Origin of the sequence: Bradyrhizobium sp. NBAIM08 (assembly GCF_020193935.1) — a bacterium.
Lineage (GTDB): Bacteria > Pseudomonadota > Alphaproteobacteria > Rhizobiales > Xanthobacteraceae > Bradyrhizobium > Bradyrhizobium yuanmingense.
On record NZ_JADYVR010000013.1, the window covers coordinates 138,253 to 154,872 of the forward strand.

Genomic DNA, 16,620 nt, shown 5'->3' on the forward strand with positions numbered 1-16,620 from the left:
CATCCGCGGCCAGCAGGGACGCTGAATGGTGACGACCGGTCTTGGTGCAACGATGGTGCGGGCGGGCAGGCGGCTCTTGTCGTCGCTGCCGGCACTGTTCGGTGTGCTGGTCTTCACCTTCCTGTTGATGCGCGTTCTGCCCGGCGACCCCGCGGTGTTCTTCGCCTCGGGACCCAATGCCGGCAAGGAGGAGATCGAGCAGATCCGCAAGCAGATGGGGCTCGACAAATCCGTGCCGGAGCAGCTCGTGTTCTATCTCTCCGACATCGGCCACGGCAATCTCGGCCGCTCGATGATGACGGGGCAGCCGGTGCTGAAGGACCTGCGCGAGCGATTGCCGGCCTCGCTCGAGCTCACCTTCACCGCACTGTTGATCGCGCTCATCGCGGCCGTGCCGCTTGGGGTGCTGGCGGCGCTGCGGCCGGGATCAATCATCGATCACGGCGTGCGGCTGTTCTGCGCACTCGGCGTCTGCGTGCCGACCTTCGTCTCGGGCCTGCTCTTGATCTATGTCTTCTATTATCTGTTCGGGCTGGCCCCTGATCCGACCGGGCGCATCGACGTCTTCACCTCGCTGCCGCCGCAGCGCACCGGCTTCCTCTCGATCGATTTCCTGCTCGCCGGCGACGTCGAGGGCTGGTGGGCGGCCTGCAGGCAGTTGATCCTGCCGGCGGTGAGCATGGCGCTGTTCGTGATCGCGCCGCTGGCGCGGATCACGCGGGCCTCGATGCTGGTCTCGCTCGGCAGCGATTTCGTGCGCACTGCGCGCTCGGTCGGATTGTCCTGGCGCAAGGTGGTCGTCACCTATGCGCTCCGCAATGCGATCCTGCCCGTCATCACCATCGCCGGCATCGTGTTCTCGACCATGCTGGGCGCCAACGTGCTGGTGGAGAAAGTGTTCTCCTGGCCGGGCGTGGCCTCTTATGCGCTCGACGCGTTGCTGTCCTCCGACTATGCGCCGGTGCAGGGTTTCGTGCTGCTGATGGCCAGCCTGTTCGTGCTGGTCAATCTCGTCGTGGACATCTGCTACGGCATCGCCGATCCCAGGGTGTCGATCGAATGACCAGCGCCACACTTCGCCATTCGGTCTGGATCCTGCGCGGCAATCCGCTCACGGCGGTGGCCGCGGCCGGGGTGACGCTGTTCGTCTTGGTCGCGATCTTCGGACCGTGGATCGTGCCTTACGACCCCGTGGCCTCGAACGTGTCGGAGGCGCTGCTGCCGCCGAGTGCGGCGCACATTGCCGGCACGGACCAGCTCGGCCGCGACGTGTTCAGCCGTCTCATCATCGCTGCACGGCTCGACCTTGCCATCGCAGTCTCCGCGGTCGGAATCTCGTTCGTGATCGGGGCCGTCGTCGGCGCGTTCTGCGGCTATGCCGGCGGACGGCTCGATCGCGCCGTCGGCCGCTTCGTCGACGTGATGATGGCCTTTCCGTTGTTCGTGCTGGCGATGGCGATGGTCGCCGCGCTCGGCAACCGGATCGAGAACATCGTGATCGCGACCGCGATCATCAATCTTCCGTTCTACATCCGCTTCGCACGGGCCGAGGTCAACGTCCGCCGCAATGTCGGCTGGGTCGAGGCTGCGCGCGCCTGCGGCGAGAGCCATTTCTCGGTGGTGCTGCGCTTCCTGCTGCCGAACATCCTGCCGGCGATGGCGGTGCAGATCTCGCTCAATCTCGGCTGGGCCATTCTCAATGCCGCCGGCCTGTCCTTCATCGGTCTCGGCGTCAAGCCGCCGACGCCGGAATGGGGCATCATGGTCGCGGAAGGCGCGCGCTTCATCTCCACCGGACGCTGGTGGCTGGTGGCCTTTCCCGGCCTCGCACTGATGCTGGCCGTGCTGTGCTTCAACCTCCTCGGCGACGGCATGCGGGACATTCTCGATCCCCGGATGCGCACATGAGCGAGGACCTGCTCAGGATCGACGACCTCCACGTCGCGTTCTCGACGCGGCGGGGCATGGTCGAGGCCGTGCGCGGCGTCACGCTCACCGTCAAGGCCGGCGAGATGCTCGGCCTCGTCGGCGAGAGCGGCTCGGGCAAGTCGGTCACTGGCTTTGCGACGACGCGGCTGCTCGATGCAGCCGGCCGCGTCACCGGCGGCAAGATCCTGTTCCGCGGGCAGGACGTCACCAAGCTCCGCGGCGATGATCTGCGACAGCTGCAGGGCGCGGCGATGTCGATGATCTTCCAGAATCCGCGGGCGGCGCTCAACCCGATCCGCGCGATCGGCCTGCAGATCGCGGACGCGATCCTCACCCACAAGCGTATCTCGAAAGAGGCCGCGCGTGCCGAGGCGCTGGACCTGCTGCGCGCCGTTCAGATCCGCGATCCCGAGGCGCGGATGAACGCCTATCCGCACGAGCTCTCCGGCGGCATGTGCCAGCGCGTCATGATCGCGATCGCGATCTCCTGCAATCCTGCACTGCTCATCGCGGACGAGCCGACCACCGGCCTCGACGTCACCACGCAGAAGGTGGTGATGGATCTGCTGGCAGACATTGCCGCCGCGCGAGGCATGGCCACGATCCTGATCACGCACGACCTCGGCCTTGCGGCGCGCTATTGCCGCCGCATCGCCGTGATGGAGCGCGGCCGCATCGTCGAGGAGGCGAGCCCCGGCATTCTCTTCAGTGCGCCGCAGCACGCCTATACGAGGCGCCTGGTTGCGGCGTCGCCGACGGCGACGTCACGGATCGAAGATCTCGTGACGGAGGAGGACAGAGAGCGTTACGCCAACGTCGTCACCAGGCCCAGGCAGGAGCGAGCGCACGGCACGCCGCCGCTCCTGGAAGTGCGCAAGCTCGCCAAGCGTTTCGATCAGGGCGCTGCTGCGGTTGCCGACTTCTCGATGACGATGGCGGGCGGCGAGAGTGTCGGGCTGGTCGGCGAGTCCGGCTCGGGCAAGAGCACGACCTCACGCATGATCTGCCGCCTGATCGATCCGAGCGAGGGCGACATCGTGTTCGACGGGCAGTCGATCGGGCACGTGGCGGCGCGCGATTTCCACCGCTCGCCGTTACGCAAAGACATCCAGATGGTCTTTCAGGACCCCAACGAGAGCCTCAACCCGCGCTTTACGGCGTTCGATTGCATTGCCCATCCCTTGATGCGGCTCGACGGCATGCGCGCGGGCGGAGGCTTGCGCAAACGGGTGGAAGAATGCGCCGAGCGGGTCGGACTGCCGCTCGATCTGTTGCCGCGGTTTCCGCATCAGCTCTCCGGCGGGCAGAAGGCCCGCGTCGGCATTGCCCGCGCCATCGCCTGCCGGCCGCGGCTGCTGGTGCTGGACGAGCCGACCGCCGCGCTCGACGTCTCGGTGCAGGCGGTGGTGCTGCAACTGCTCGATCGCCTCAGGCGTGAAAACGACATTGCGCTGCTGTTCGTCAGCCACGATCTCAACGTCGTGCGCATGCTGTGCGACCGCACCATCGTGCTGCGCAACGGCGGCATCGTGGAGCAGGGCGAGAGCCGTGCGCTGTTCGATAATCCGAAGTCAGACTACACGCGCAAGCTGGTCGAAGCGATTCCGCATTTCGAGGCCGGGCCGGCCCTGGCGGCCGCTCTTTGAGGCCGGGATCAGCCCAAATGGCGGTGAGATCCCGCTGGCGATGGCGCATTTAGTGGCATACCATTTGCTTGCAAATGGGCTCGGTTTCACTTGCCCTTTGCCAATGAACAGCTGGCATCACGGCATTTCTGGGAGGACTTCATGGATCGCAGGACGGTATTGAAGGGACTGGCTGGCGCGGGCAGCCTGGCGTTGACGGGTGGCCTGTCGGCCCCGGCGATCGCCCAGGGTGCCTCGGCGCGCACCCTGCGTTTCGTGCCCCAGGCCAATCTCGCCAATTTCGACCCGATCTGGGGCACGCAATATGTCGTGCGCAATGCCGCCGCGATGGTCTGGGACACGCTCTACGGCATCGATTCCTCGTTCCGGCCGCAGCGGCAGATGGTCGAGTCCGAGGAAGTGACCGACGACGGCACCACCTGGACGTTCAAGCTGCGGCCCGGCCTCAAGTTCCACGATGGCGAGCCGGTGCTCAGCAAGGACGTCGTGGCAAGCCTGACGCGCTGGTCGGCGCGCGATCCGATGGGCCTGATGATCAAGGCGCTCCAGCAGGAGCTCACGGCCGTCGACGACCGCACCTTCAAATGGGTGCTGAAGCAGCCTTTCCCGAAATTGCTCTATGCGCTCGGCAAGAACAATTCGCCTTGCAGCTTCATCATGCCGGAGCGCATCGCGCAGACCGATCCGTTCAAGCAGATTTCTGAATATATCGGCTCCGGTCCGCTGAAGTTCGCCAAGAGCGAGTGGGTCCCCGGTGCGAAGGCCGTGTTCGAGAAATTCGCCGACTATTCACCGCGGCAGGAGAAGGCGTCCTGGCTTGCTGGCGGCAAGCAGGTGATGGTCGACCGCGTCGAGTGGGTGATCATGCCGGATCCGGCAACCGCGGCGGCCGCGTTGCAGAACGGTGAGATCGACTGGTGGGAGAACCCGATCGCGGATCTCGTTCCGGTTCTGAAGAAGAACAAGAATATCAGCGTCGATATCGGCGATCCCCTCGGCAATATCGGCTCGTTCCGCATGAACTTCCTGTATCCGCCGTTCAATGACGTCAAGGCGCGGCGTGCGGTGCTGATGGCGCTCAGCCAGGAAGACTACATGCGCGCGATCGTCGGCGACGACAATTCGCTGTGGAAGCCGCTGCCCGGCTACTTCACGCCGGATACGCCGCTCTACACCGAAGTGGGCGGCGAGATCCTGAAGGGCAAGCGCGATCTGGACGCCGCCAAGAAGCTGCTCGCCGAGAGCGGCTATTCCGGCCAGCCGGTGACCTGCCTCGTCGCGCAGGACCAACCGATCACCAAGGCAATGGGCGACGTCACCGCCGACCTTCTCAAGAAGCTCGGCATGAATGTCGATTTCGTCGCAACCGATTGGGGCACCGTCGGCTCCCGCCGCGCACAGAAGACGCCTCCGGGACAGGGCGGCTGGAACATGTTCCACACCTGGCACGCAGGCGCGGATTGCGTCAATCCGGCTCCCTACACCGCCATCCGTGCCAACGGCGACAAGGCCTGGTTCGGCTGGCCCACCAGCGCGGCCACCGAAAAGGAGGTCGCCTCGTGGTTCGAGGCCAAGAACGTCGACGAGGAGAAGGCCGCCATGGGCCGCCTCAACAAGGCGGCAATCGATGACGTCGTCTACGCGCCCACGGGCTTCTTCCTAAGCTACACCGCGTGGCGCAAGAACGTCTCCGGCGTTGCCAAGGGACCGCTGCCGTTCTTTTGGGGCGTGTCGAAGTCCGCATGATCGTGCGCTGAGGCCAGATGCTCTCCTACATCCTCCGTCGCATCGTTGCGACCTTGCCAGTCATGGCGATCGTCGCGCTGTTCGTGTTCAGCCTGCTTTATATCGCGCCCGGCGATCCGGCCGTGGTGATCGCGGGCGATCAGGCAAGCCCGGAGGATGTGGAGCGCATCCGCCAGAGCCTCGGGCTGGACCGGCCCTTCCTGGTCCAGTTCGGAGGCTGGGTCTGGCGCATCCTGCACGGCGATCTCGGCACCTCGATCTTCACCAACCTGCCGGTCTCGGCGATGATCGGGCAGCGTCTCGGACCGACGCTGTCGCTGATGATCGTCACGCTGCTGCTGACGATCGTGGTGGCGGTGCCGCTCGGCGTGGTGGCGGCATGGAAGGCCGGCAGCCTGATCGATCGCGTCATCATGGGCTTTGCCGTGTTCGGATTCTCGCTGCCGGTCTTCGTGGTCGGCTACATGCTCGCCTACATCTTCGCGCTGGAGCTGGAATGGCTGCCGGTGCAGGGCTACACGCCGCTGGCCCAGGGTTTCTGGCCATGGCTGGAAAACCTGATCCTGCCGGCGATCGCGCTCGGCTGCGTCTACATCGCGCTGGTCGCCCGCATCACGCGGGCAGCCATGCTCGAAGTGCTGCAGCAGGACTATATCCGCACCGCCAAGGCCAAGGGCCTCGGGCAGGGCGGCATCCTGTTCATTCACGCCCTGAAGAACGCGGCGGTGCCGATCGTCACCGTGATCGGGATCGGCATCGCGCTCCTGATCGGCGGCGCGGTCGTGACCGAGAGCGTGTTCGCGATCCCCGGCCTCGGCCGCCTCACCATCGATGCCATCCTGCGCCGTGACTATCCGGTGATTCAGGGCATCGTGCTGCTGTTCAGCTTCGTCTACGTCCTCGTCAATCTGATGATCGACGTCGTCTACACGCTCGTTGACCCGAGGATCCGCTATTGACCGACACCACCGTCAATCCGCATTCGCTTCCGGCCGGCCTCGTCCTTGCGCCGCAACTGCCCGAGATCCTGCGGCCGGTCAGGATACGGCGCGGCTTCGTCGGCCTCCTGCGCGGCCACCCGACGGTCGCGATCGGCGGCGCGCTGCTGCTGATGCTGGTGCTGATCGCGGTCTTTGCGCCATACCTCGGCACGGTCGATCCGACCGCGCTTGCGCCCGCCAAGCGCACCCGCGCGCCGTCGGCCGATTTCTGGTTCGGCACCGACGTGCTCGGCCGCGACATCTATTCGCGCGTGCTGTTCGGCGCGCGCGTCTCGCTCACGGTCGGCTTGTCGGTCGCGATCTGCGCCTCGGCGATCGGCCTTGCCATCGGCATGGTCTCCGGCTTCATCCGCTGGGCCGACGGCATCCTGATGCGGTTCATGGACGGGCTGATGTCGATTCCGCCGATCCTGCTGGCGATCGCGCTCATGGCCCTGACGCGCGGCAGCGTCGGCAACGTCATCCTGGCGATCACCATCGCCGAGATTCCGCGCGTCTCGCGCCTCGTCCGCAGCGTCGTGCTGTCCTTGCGCGAACAGCCCTATGTGGACGCGGCCGTGGCCTGCGGCACGCGCACGCCGATGATCATCCTGCGCCACATCCTGCCCAACACGGTTGCGCCGATGCTGGTCCAGGCAACTTACATCTGCGCCAGTGCCATGATCACGGAGGCGATCCTGTCCTTCATCGGCGCCGGCACGCCGCCGACCATCCCGTCCTGGGGCAACATCATGGCCGAGGGCCGCGCGCTTTGGCAGGTGAAGCCCTACATCGTGTTCTTCCCGGCGGCGTTCCTGTCCGTCACCGTGCTCGCCGTGAATCTGCTCGGCGACGGTCTTCGCGATGCGCTGGACCCGCGCATGGCCAAAAGCCTGTGATGTTGTCTGTGATGGATCGAGGCTGATTGCGATGGCTTTGCTCGAAGTCGAGAACCTCCAGACCCATTTCCGCACGCCCGGCGGCATCAACCGCGCGGTCGACGGGGTATCCTTCCATGTCAACGAGGGTGAGACGCTCGCCATCGTCGGCGAGTCCGGTTGCGGCAAGTCGGTCACATCGATGTCCTTGATGCGGCTGATTCCGGAGCCGCCGGGCCGGATCGCAGGCAGCATCCGCTTCGCGGGCAGGGATCTGCTGAAATTGTCCGACCGCGAGATGCGCGCGATCCGCGGCAACGACATCTCGATGATCTTTCAGGAACCGATGACGAGCCTGAACCCGGTGCTCACCGTCGGCCGCCAGATCCGCGAGACCTTGATGATCCATCAGGGCCTCGACAAGCAGGCGGCGGAGGCGCATGCGGTGGAGATGCTGACACTGGTCGGCATTCCCGAGCCGAAACGGCGCGTCGGCGAATATCCGCACCAGCTGTCCGGCGGCATGCGCCAGCGCGTGATGATCGCGGTTGCGCTGGCCTGCAATCCGAAGCTTCTCATTGCAGACGAGCCGACAACCGCCCTCGACGTGACAATCCAGGCGCAGATCCTCAAGCTGATGCTGGACCTGAAGCGCCGGGTCGGTGCGGCCATCATCCTGATCACCCACGATCTCGGCGTCGTCGCCGAGATCGCCGAGCGTGTCATGGTGATGTATGCCGGCCGCAAGGTCGAGGAGGCGCCGGTGGCCGAGCTGTTCCGTTCCCCGCGCCATCCCTATACGCAGGGCCTGTTAGGCGCGGTGCCGAAGCTCGGCTCTTCGCTTGCGGGCACCGCGACGCGGCTCGCCGAGATTCCCGGGCAGGTGCCTGATCTGCGCAAGCCGATCACGGGCTGCGTCTTTGCCGGGCGCTGTGCGCTCGCGACCGATCTGTGCCGCCAGTATGCGCCGGGGCTGGAAGAGAAGGGCCCCCGCCACATCGCTGCGTGCCATTACGCCGCCAAGGGAGCGATCGCGGCATGAGTGTTCCGCTGCTCCAGGTCAACGACCTCAAGAAGCACTTTCCGATCAACAAGGGCCTCTTCGGACGGCAAACCGAATTCGTCTACGCGGTGGACGGCGTCTCCTTCGAGATCGCGCGCGGCGAGACGCTGTCCCTGGTCGGCGAGTCCGGCTGCGGAAAATCGACGGTCGGCCGCGCCATCCTGCGACTGTTCGAGATCACCTCGGGCCAGGTCATCCTCGATGGCCAGAGGATCGACGACGCAGCACCTGGCACGATGCGCCAGATGCGCCGCCGCGTGCAGGTCGTGTTCCAGGACCCGTTCTCCAGCCTCAATCCGCGCATGCGTGTGCGCGACATTCTCGCCGAGCCGATCCGCAATTTCGGCCTCGCCAAGTCCGCAGAGGATCTCGAGGTCCGTGTCACATCACTGATGGACACGGTGCGCCTGCCGCGCGAGGCGCTGAACCGCAGGCCGCACGAATTCTCCGGCGGCCAGCGTCAGCGCATTGGCATTGCGCGGGCGCTGGCTGCCGAGCCCGAGCTGATCGTCTGCGACGAGGCGGTCTCCGCGCTGGACGTTTCGGTCAAGGCGCAGATCGTCAATCTCTTGCAGGATCTCCAGCGCGAATTCGGTCTCGCGCTGCTGTTCATCAGCCACGATCTCGCCATCGTCGAGCACATGACCCATCGCGTCGCCGTGATGTATCTCGGCAAGATCGTCGAGGTGGCCCCGCGCCGCGAGATCTTTGCCGCGCCAAGGCATCCCTACACCAAGGCGCTGCTTTCGGCCGTGCCGCTGCCGGAGCCCGGAGCCCAGCGCAATCCCATCATCCTCAAGGGCGACGTGCCGAGCCCGATCAACCCGCCGAAGGGATGCCGCTTCCACACCCGCTGTCCGTTCGTGTTCGACCGCTGCCGGACCGAGGAGCCGCCGCTGCGCGCGACGGGACCCGAGCAGTGGGTGGCGTGTCACCTGGAAGAGGCTGCGCCGGCAGTCAGCGGTTAAGGACCTGACTCCAGTCCGCGTCGCACACCGCGCCGACGCTGGGCAGGTGCCTGGATGGCGGGCGCAACTGACATCGGGTGATGATGACCTTATGCCCCTGTTTTGCCCGACGAGTCAAAATCCACCGCCGATCCGGGTCGGCATTGGCCTCGGATGCGAGGTCGCGCGGTGCATCGGAAATTCGTAAGCGAAAACAAGCCCCGTTCTACTGTGCATGGGGTTGTTTTCGCACTTTGTCGTGGCGGACCCTCAACCCTGCCGGCGCAGGAAGCCGGTGATCGTGACCTTGTCCCAGATGCCGGCCGCGGCAAACGGATCTGCACGGTTGAAGGCTTCGACCTCGGCGCGGCCGGGGGCCTCGATCAGGAACAGGCTGCCGATCATGGTCTGGCCGTCGTCGGAGACGAGCGGACCGGACATCACGATCTTGACGCCGAAGCGCGAGGTGTCGCTGAGGAAAGCCTTGTGGGCATCGTAATTGGCGAGCCGGGTCGGCAACGCGCCGGTGCGGTCGAGGGCGTGAATGGCGAACAGCATGCTGTCTCCGTTTCTTGGCTTCATTCTTGGGACGGCCGCGGGCTGCGGCCGTCCGGTCTTGATGTGGGGGGATGGCCTACTTCGCGCTGAGCTTGCCGGCGTCCTCGAAGGTGGGGCAGGTCCGCTGCTCCAGCGGCACGTCGAACGGCCCGTAATTGTCCTTGGTGATCACTGTCGGCTTCAGCACGATCTCGCTGATGACAGGCTGGCCCCGCAAGGAGCGGATCGCCATCATGGTGCCGAGGCAGCCTTGCGCAAAGCCGTTGTAGTCGCCGCTCGCCAGCAGCTTGCCGGACTTGATCGCGTCGATCGCCTCCTTGGTGCCGTTGATGCCGATCACCTGCGCCTTGCGGTTGGCACCGTCGAGCGCCTCGATCGCGCCGACCGCCATGGCGTCGTTGGCGGCTAACACGCCGTCGATCTGCGAATTGGACTGCATCAAATTCTCCATGACCTGAAGCGCCTGCAGCCGCTGGTAGTTGCCGGGCTGCGAGGCCAGCAGCTTGGCGCCGGGCGCTTCCTTCAGCGCGTCGTTGAAGCCGCGGACGCGGTCGACATTGGTCAGCGAGCCCTTGACGCCTTCGATGATGACGATGTTGCCCTTGCCGCCGAGCGTCTTCAGCAGGAAGCGCGCGGTCTCCAGCCCAAGGCTGTAATCGTCGGCGCCGACGAAGGACAGGAACTTGCCGCCGGCAGAACGGTCGGTGATGTTGACGACCGGGATCTTGGCTTCGTTGATCTTCTCGACCCCGGGGACCATCGCCTTGTAATCGACCGGCGTGAACACGATCGCGCTCGGCTTCTTCACCACGACGTCCTCGATCTGGCTGAGCTGCTCGGGGATCGAGTCCGGCTTGGTCGGGATGTACTGCAGCGTCTTCGCGTTCAGCACCTTCGCCATGTTGTCGGCGCCGACCCGCACCGTCTGGAAGAACGGATTGGTCTGGTTCTTGGTGAAGACGGCGATGGTCTCGCCGTCGGCACGCGCCGCAGTGGTGAGCGCGGTCGCCATCAGCAGCGGCAGCGCCACATAGCCAATTGTCTTTCTCATATTGCCTCCATCCCTCATTTTGCTTGTTGGATTGCTGGAACTCATTGCGCGCGGCGGCGGGTCTTCATGTCGAGCCAGACCGCGAGAATGACGATGACGCCGGTGACGAGCGGCTGCCAATTGGCGCTGACCGCGAGCAGGTTCATGCCGTTCAGCACCAGGGTCAGGATCAGCGCGCCGATGAAGGTGCCGAACACGGTGCCGACGCCGCCGAACAGCGAGGTGCCCCCGATCAGAACGGCCGCGATCGCCGGCAGCGTCAGGCTCTCGCCGATATCGGCCTCGGCCGAATTGAGCCGCGACAGGAAGATGATCGAGGCAAGTCCCGCCATGGTGCCTGAGACCGCGTAGACCAGCAGCAGGCGGCGCGCGACGGGAATGCCTGATAGTCGTGCGGCGACAGGATTGGCGCCGATCGCGTAGATCTCCTGGCCCCAGACCGTGCGCTGCGCGAAGAACGTCCCGATGCCGAGGAACACCAGGAGCAGGTAGACCGGAATGGGCAGGCCGAACAGATAGCCGCTGCCGATCTGGCGGAAGCCGGCCGGGAAGCCGTGCAGGGTCTCGCCCGCCATGTACCAATAGGTGAGGCCGTTCAGCACCCAGAGCATGCCGTAGGTGGCGATGAAGGAGGGGATGCGGAGCGCCGTGACCATGACGCCGTTGATCAGGCCGACGAGCCCGCCGCAGGCAAGTCCGGTGAGGATGCCGAGCGCAGGCGAACCGGTCGTGTGGATCACGGTACCGGCGAGGCAGGCGGACAGCGCGACATTGGCGCCGACGGAGAGATCGAGGCCTGCGGTCAGCACCACCAGCGTCAGGCCGGAGGCGATGAAGAAGGTCAAGCTTGCCTGCCTCAGCACGTTGAGGATGTTGCCGAGGCTCAGGAAGGAATCGCTGAGCACGGCCAGCACCGCGCAGATCAGGAAAGCCGCGAGCAGGCGATAGAATAGCTGGACCGCGTCCTGCGACAGGAAGGAGCGGGGCGGCGCCATGGCGCCCTTGGTGATGTCGGTCATGTGCGGCTCCTGAGGCCGTCGAGGAACAGGGCAACGATGACGAGCACGCCGACGCTGGCGACCTGCACCGAGGAGGGCAGCGAGATCAGGTTCAGGCCGTTGCGCAACACGCCGACGGAAAGGACCCCGAGCAGCGTACCGAGTAGCCAGCCATTGCCCCGCTCGAACGAGGTGCCGCCGACGGCGACGGCCGCGATGGCATCGAATTCCAGGCCGAGGCCGGCGGTGGGATGGCCGGAGTTCATGCGTGCGGTCATCAACAGGCCTGCGATTCCGGCCATGGCGCCACCGATCGCGTAGACCGCGATCAGCAGCCTGTTGGGCGAGAGCCCGGCATAGCGCAGCGCCTCGCGGTTGCCGCCGAGGGCGAAGATGTAGGTGCCGAAGCGGGTGTGATAGAGCAGGCCGTGAAAGGTCGCATATGTCACCAGCGCCATCACGATCGGCACGGGAATGCCGAGCAGCGTCGCCGAATAGATGTCGCGCACGCTGTGGGGAATGCCGACCACGCTCTGGCCGTCGCTGACGATCAGCGACAGGCCCTGCGCCATGCCGAGCGTGCCGAGCGTCGCGACGAAGGGAGGTATGCCGAGAATGGCGACCAGCCAGCCGTTGGCGAGGCCAAAGGCCGTGCCGACCAGAAGGCCGGCGCCGAGGCCGAGCAGCATCGACTTGGTCGCAAGCGACACGATCGCGACGCAGAGCGAGGTCAGCGTCAGCACCGCGCCCATCGACAGGTCCAGCCCCTCCGTCATGATGATCAGCGTCATCGGCAGCGCGAGCATGGTCAGGATGGTCGACTGCACCAGCACGTTGGAGAGGTTGGCGACCGACAGGAAGCCGGGCGCGATCACGCTGAACAGCACGATCAGCAGCACCAGCACCATGGCAACGCCGGGAATGCGCTGCAGCGGATTGGGCTCTGAGACGATCGCGGCTTCACGCATGATGCATCCCCAGTCGCACGATATTCTCCTCGGTCAATTCGTTGCGTGTCAGGTGTCCGGCGATGCGTCCCTCGCGCATCACATAGGCGCGGTCGCAGACATGGCAGATCTCGACCTGTTCGGACGAGATCATCAGCGCCGCCGCGCCGTCGGCGACGAGGCGGTCGATCAGCGCGAAGATTTCCGACTTGGCGCCGATGTCGATGCCGCGCGTCGGCTCGTCGAAGATGAAGAGCTTCGAGCCGGCTGCCAGCCATTTGCCGATCACGACTTTCTGCTGGTTGCCGCCCGAGAGCAGTCCGACGGTCTGGCGTGCGCTTGGTGTCGCGATGCGGAGCTGCCGGATCAGGCCGTCAGCGGTACGCTGGGCCGAGCGTTGGTCGAACAGCCCGCTCGGAAACAGCTTTTTCAGCGCCGACACCACCAGATTGTCGCTGACGGATCGCAGCAGCGCGAGGCCTTCGCTCTTGCGGCTCTCCGGGATCAGCGCGATGCCGCGGCGGGCGGCGAGATCCGGCTCGCCGGAAATGCTCTTGCCGTCGAAGATGATCTCCCCCGATGTCACGGGATCGGCGCCGAAGATGGCGCGGGCGACCTCGCTGCGGCCGGAGCCGACCAGGCCGCATAGCCCGACGATCTCGCCCCGGCGCACCTCGATGTTGATGTCGGAGATGCCGGTCGACGCGCTCAGGCCCTTGACCTGGAGCAGCACCTCGCCGGGCTTGTCGGCGAAATGGCGCGGATAGGTCATGTCGATGTTGCGGCCGACCATCATGCGCACGAGCTGGTCCGGCGTGACGTCGGCGGGCCGGACGCCGTCGATGCGGCGGCCGTCGCGCAGCACGGTGATGCGATCGCCGAGCGCGAACACCTCGGCCATGCGGTGCGAGATATAGACGATCGAAACGCCGTCGGCCTTCAGCCGCGCGATCAGCGCGAACAAGAGCTCGGTCTCGCGGTCGGACAGCGCCGCGGTCGGCTCGTCCATGACGAGGATGCGGGCGTTCTGGCTGATCGCCTTGGCGATCTCGACCATCTGCTGCTGGGCGACGCCGAGCTTGTCGACAATGGTGGCGGGATCGATGTCGAAGCCGATCGTGTCGAGCACGCGCCTTGCGTCGGCCAATATCCTGCGGCGGTCGATGGTGCCGGGAATGCGGCCCTTCGGCTCGCGTCCCAAGAAGATGTTCTGGGCGATGTCGAGATGGGGGACCAGCGAGAATTCCTGGAAGATCACGGCGATGCCGAGCTTCTGCGCATCGGCAGTCGAGGAGATCGCGACGCGTTCGCCGTTGTAATAGAATTCGCCGGCGTCGGCGCGATAGGCGCCGCACAGCACTTTCATCAGGCTCGACTTGCCGGCGCCGTTCTCGCCCAGCAGCATATGGACTTCGCCGGGGTAGACGGCAAAGGACACGTCGTCCAGCGCCTTGACGCCCGGAAACTCCTTGCTGATGCCGCGCAGTTCCAGCAGCGGCGTGGGCGAGGTGACCTCGATCGGGAGCGCGTCGCTCATGGCTTGTTGCTCATGTTTTGGCTCTGCCAGCAAAGATCTTTCCGGGGTTCATCAATCCGTCGGGATCGAGCGCCGCCTTGATCGATCGCATCACGTCCACGGCCTCGCCGAGCTCGTCGGTCAGATAGTCGATCTTGCCGAGCCCGATGCCGTGCTCGCCGGTGCAGGTGCCGTCCATGGCGATGGCGCGCGCGACCATGCGGGCCTGCAGCGCCTTGGCGCCCTCAACCTCTTCGGGCCTGGCGGGGTCGATCAGGATCAGCATGTGGAAATTGCCGTCGCCGACATGGCCGACGATCGGCGCGGTGAAGCCGTGCTCGTCACCGTCGCGACGCGTCTCCGTCAGGCATTCCGCCAGACGCGAGATCGGCACGCAGACGTCGGTGATCACAGCGCGCGCGCCGGGCCGCAAGCCAAGGCCGGCGTACAGGGTGTTGTCGCGGGCATGCCAGAGCCGGCTGCGGTCTTCCTGCGCCTTAGCCCAGGCAAAGCCATGGCCGCCATGCTCGGCCGCGATCGCCTGCGCGGCTTCGGCCTGCTCGGCGACGGAAGTCTCTGAGCCATGGAATTCGAAGAACAGGGTGGGAGCCTCGCGATAGCCGAGCTTTGCGTAGGCATTGATGCCGCGCATCATGACATCGTCGAGCAGCTCGATGCGGGCCACTGGGATCGCGGACTGGATCACGGAGATCGCGGTGTCCACCGCATCGTGCAGGGTGTCGAAGCTGCAGACTGCCGCCGAGATCGCCTGCGGCACCGGGTGTACCTTCAGCGTGATCTCCGTGATGACGCCGAGCGTGCCTTCCGCACCGACGAACATGCGCGTCAGGTCGTAGCCGGCCGCCGATTTCCGCGCGCGCCGGGCGGTACGGATCACGCGGCCGTCGGCCAGCACGACCTCGAGCGCCATGACGTTGTCTTTCATGGTGCCGTAGCGCACCGCCATCGTGCCGGAGGCGCGCGTCGAGGTCATGCCGCCGATCGAGGCGTCGGCGCCGGGATCGATCGGGAAGAACAGGCCGGTATTGCGCAGCTCCGCATTCAGTTGCTTGCGCGTGATGCCGGGCTGCACCACGACGTCCATGTCGCTGTCGTGCACCGTGAGCACCTTGTTCATGCGCGCGAAGTCGAAGCAGACGCCGCCGGCGACCGCCGCCGCATTGCCTTCGAGCGAGGTCCCGGCGCCGAACGGGACGATCGGCATGCCCGCGCCGGCGCAGAGCTTGACGATCTCGGCGACCTCCTGCGTGGTCTCGGGGAAGACCACGATGTCGGGCGGCAGGCTCTGATAGTGCGACTCGCTCTGCCCGTGCTGATCGAGCACGCCGCGCGCGACGCTCGCGCGCGGACCGATCATGCCGGCAAGGCGCTCGGCCACAATGCCCGTGCTGACCCGCGGTCCCATCCTCAGCTCCCGTCCCTGTTTTACGGACTCTTGTTAGACCGTCGTTGAGCTTAAGCGGCTCTTGCGTTGCTTGCGACCTGCTTCAGGCCGAAATCATAGTTGAGATGAAAATAGTCGCGCTCCACCATGCGACCATCCGGCGCACGGCCGGCGGGATGACGGACGAATTCGCGGATCAGGCTGTCCTTGACGCCGAACACCACGTCGCTGTCGAGATATTGGTCGCCGGCAACGAACACGTGCGTCACCAGCTGCTCGAAACCGGGCGCTGAGATCATGAAGTGCACGTGCGCCGGGCGCCAGGGATGGCGTCCCTGCACCTCCAGCATCTCGCCGACCGGTCCATCATGCGGAATCGGGTAGGCGGCCGGCTTGATCGACCAGAAATGGAAGCGGCCGTTGGCGTCGGTATGGAAGCGGGCGCGCATCGCGAGATCGCCGATCTCATCGAGCTGCTGCACGTCGTAATAACCGTCGTCGTCGGAGTGCCAGACGTCGACGATGGCGCCGGCGAGCGGCTTTCCGTCCACGGCCGAGACCGAGCCGGTGACCAGCATCGGATCGCCATCCATCGGCCCGGAGATGTCAGCGCCGCTGTCCTTCTCCGGCGCGGCCTGGACGAAGAACGGCCCGAGCACCGTGGTCTCGGTCGCGCCTTCGGGCACCGGATGGTTGATAGCGTCGACCAGCATGGAGACGCCGAGCGTGTCCGACAGCAGGATGAACTCCTGGCGCTTGTCGTTGCACATGTGCCCGGTGCGGGTCAGGAAGTCGATGCCGTATTCCCACTCCTTCTGGGTCGGCCGCACCTCGCGGACGAAGGCGTGAAGATGCCGCACCAGCGCCTCGCTCACCTGCTTGATGCGTGGATCGGTCGCGCCCGCGATCCGCTCCAGAACGGCGTCCGAGATCGTGTTTTCGTTGAAGTTACGCAT

The 16,620-nt window shown here is 65.7% G+C and carries 15 protein-coding genes; 8 read left to right on the forward strand and 7 right to left on the reverse strand.

Annotated features, from left to right (window positions below; genetic code table 11):
• Window positions 1–28: 28 nt before the first annotated feature.
• From I6F37_RS32315 to I6F37_RS32350, 8 genes are all read left to right on the forward strand, one after another.
• On the forward strand, window positions 29–1,063 hold the full coding sequence (locus I6F37_RS32315) for an ABC transporter permease (protein ID WP_036005288.1): 1,035 nt from the start codon (window positions 29–31) through the stop codon (window positions 1,061–1,063).
• Entirely contained in the window at window positions 1,060–1,908 is an 849-nt protein-coding gene (locus tag I6F37_RS32320) for an ABC transporter permease (protein WP_036005271.1), read from the forward strand. The genes I6F37_RS32315 and I6F37_RS32320 overlap by 4 nt, the downstream gene beginning before the upstream one ends.
• The gene (gene nikE, locus I6F37_RS32325; protein WP_036005268.1) at window positions 1,905–3,575 is read left to right on the forward strand and encodes an ABC transporter ATP-binding protein; all 1,671 of its coding nucleotides are present in this window, start codon (window positions 1,905–1,907) and stop codon (window positions 3,573–3,575) included. Before I6F37_RS32320 ends, nikE begins: the two co-directional genes overlap by 4 nt.
• 141 nt (window positions 3,576–3,716) lie before the next feature.
• Window positions 3,717–5,321: an ABC transporter substrate-binding protein gene (locus I6F37_RS32330; RefSeq protein ID WP_036005265.1), complete on the forward strand. Its 1,605-nt coding sequence runs from the start codon at window positions 3,717–3,719 to the stop codon at window positions 5,319–5,321.
• 17 nt (window positions 5,322–5,338) lie between these two features.
• The gene (locus I6F37_RS32335) at window positions 5,339–6,280 is read left to right on the forward strand and encodes an ABC transporter permease (protein WP_036023577.1); all 942 of its coding nucleotides are present in this window, start codon (window positions 5,339–5,341) and stop codon (window positions 6,278–6,280) included.
• Window positions 6,277–7,200 carry an ABC transporter permease gene (locus I6F37_RS32340; protein ID WP_036005259.1) on the forward strand — a complete coding sequence of 308 codons (924 nt, stop codon included), beginning with the start codon at window positions 6,277–6,279 and terminating at the stop codon, window positions 7,198–7,200. The genes I6F37_RS32335 and I6F37_RS32340 overlap by 4 nt, the downstream gene beginning before the upstream one ends.
• 31 nt (window positions 7,201–7,231) lie before the next feature.
• Window positions 7,232–8,221 carry an ABC transporter ATP-binding protein gene (locus tag I6F37_RS32345; protein WP_036023586.1) on the forward strand — a complete coding sequence of 330 codons (990 nt, stop codon included), beginning with the start codon at window positions 7,232–7,234 and terminating at the stop codon, window positions 8,219–8,221.
• Window positions 8,218–9,210 (forward strand): ABC transporter ATP-binding protein, encoded by a 993-nt coding sequence (locus I6F37_RS32350; protein ID WP_225133593.1) that lies wholly within the window; start codon window positions 8,218–8,220, stop codon window positions 9,208–9,210. The genes I6F37_RS32345 and I6F37_RS32350 overlap by 4 nt, the downstream gene beginning before the upstream one ends.
• 249 nt (window positions 9,211–9,459) lie before the next feature.
• Here I6F37_RS32350 and I6F37_RS32355 read toward each other — a convergent pair whose 3' ends face one another.
• From I6F37_RS32355 to I6F37_RS32385, 7 genes are all read right to left on the reverse strand, one after another.
• Entirely contained in the window at window positions 9,460–9,747 is a 288-nt protein-coding gene (locus I6F37_RS32355; protein ID WP_100230901.1) for a YciI family protein, read from the reverse strand.
• Between the two features lie 76 nt (window positions 9,748–9,823).
• A complete protein-coding gene (locus I6F37_RS32360; RefSeq protein WP_036005202.1) occupies window positions 9,824–10,798 on the reverse strand; it encodes a sugar ABC transporter substrate-binding protein in 975 nt (324 codons plus the stop codon).
• A gap of 41 nt (window positions 10,799–10,839) precedes the next feature.
• Entirely contained in the window at window positions 10,840–11,817 is a 978-nt protein-coding gene (locus I6F37_RS32365; RefSeq protein ID WP_036005199.1) for an ABC transporter permease, read from the reverse strand.
• Window positions 11,814–12,764, reverse strand: a complete 951-nt coding sequence (locus tag I6F37_RS32370) for an ABC transporter permease (RefSeq protein WP_225145904.1) — start codon at window positions 12,762–12,764, stop codon at window positions 11,814–11,816. Before I6F37_RS32370 ends, I6F37_RS32365 begins: the two co-directional genes overlap by 4 nt.
• The gene (locus I6F37_RS32375; RefSeq protein WP_225153730.1) at window positions 12,757–14,280 is read right to left on the reverse strand and encodes a sugar ABC transporter ATP-binding protein; all 1,524 of its coding nucleotides are present in this window, start codon (window positions 14,278–14,280) and stop codon (window positions 12,757–12,759) included. Before I6F37_RS32375 ends, I6F37_RS32370 begins: the two co-directional genes overlap by 8 nt.
• Before the next feature lie 10 nt (window positions 14,281–14,290).
• Window positions 14,291–15,685 (reverse strand): FAD-linked oxidase C-terminal domain-containing protein, encoded by a 1,395-nt coding sequence (locus I6F37_RS32380; protein ID WP_225153732.1) that lies wholly within the window; start codon window positions 15,683–15,685, stop codon window positions 14,291–14,293.
• Between the two features lie 50 nt (window positions 15,686–15,735).
• Window positions 15,736–16,620 (reverse strand): intradiol ring-cleavage dioxygenase, encoded by an 885-nt coding sequence (locus I6F37_RS32385; RefSeq protein WP_225153734.1) that lies wholly within the window; start codon window positions 16,618–16,620, stop codon window positions 15,736–15,738.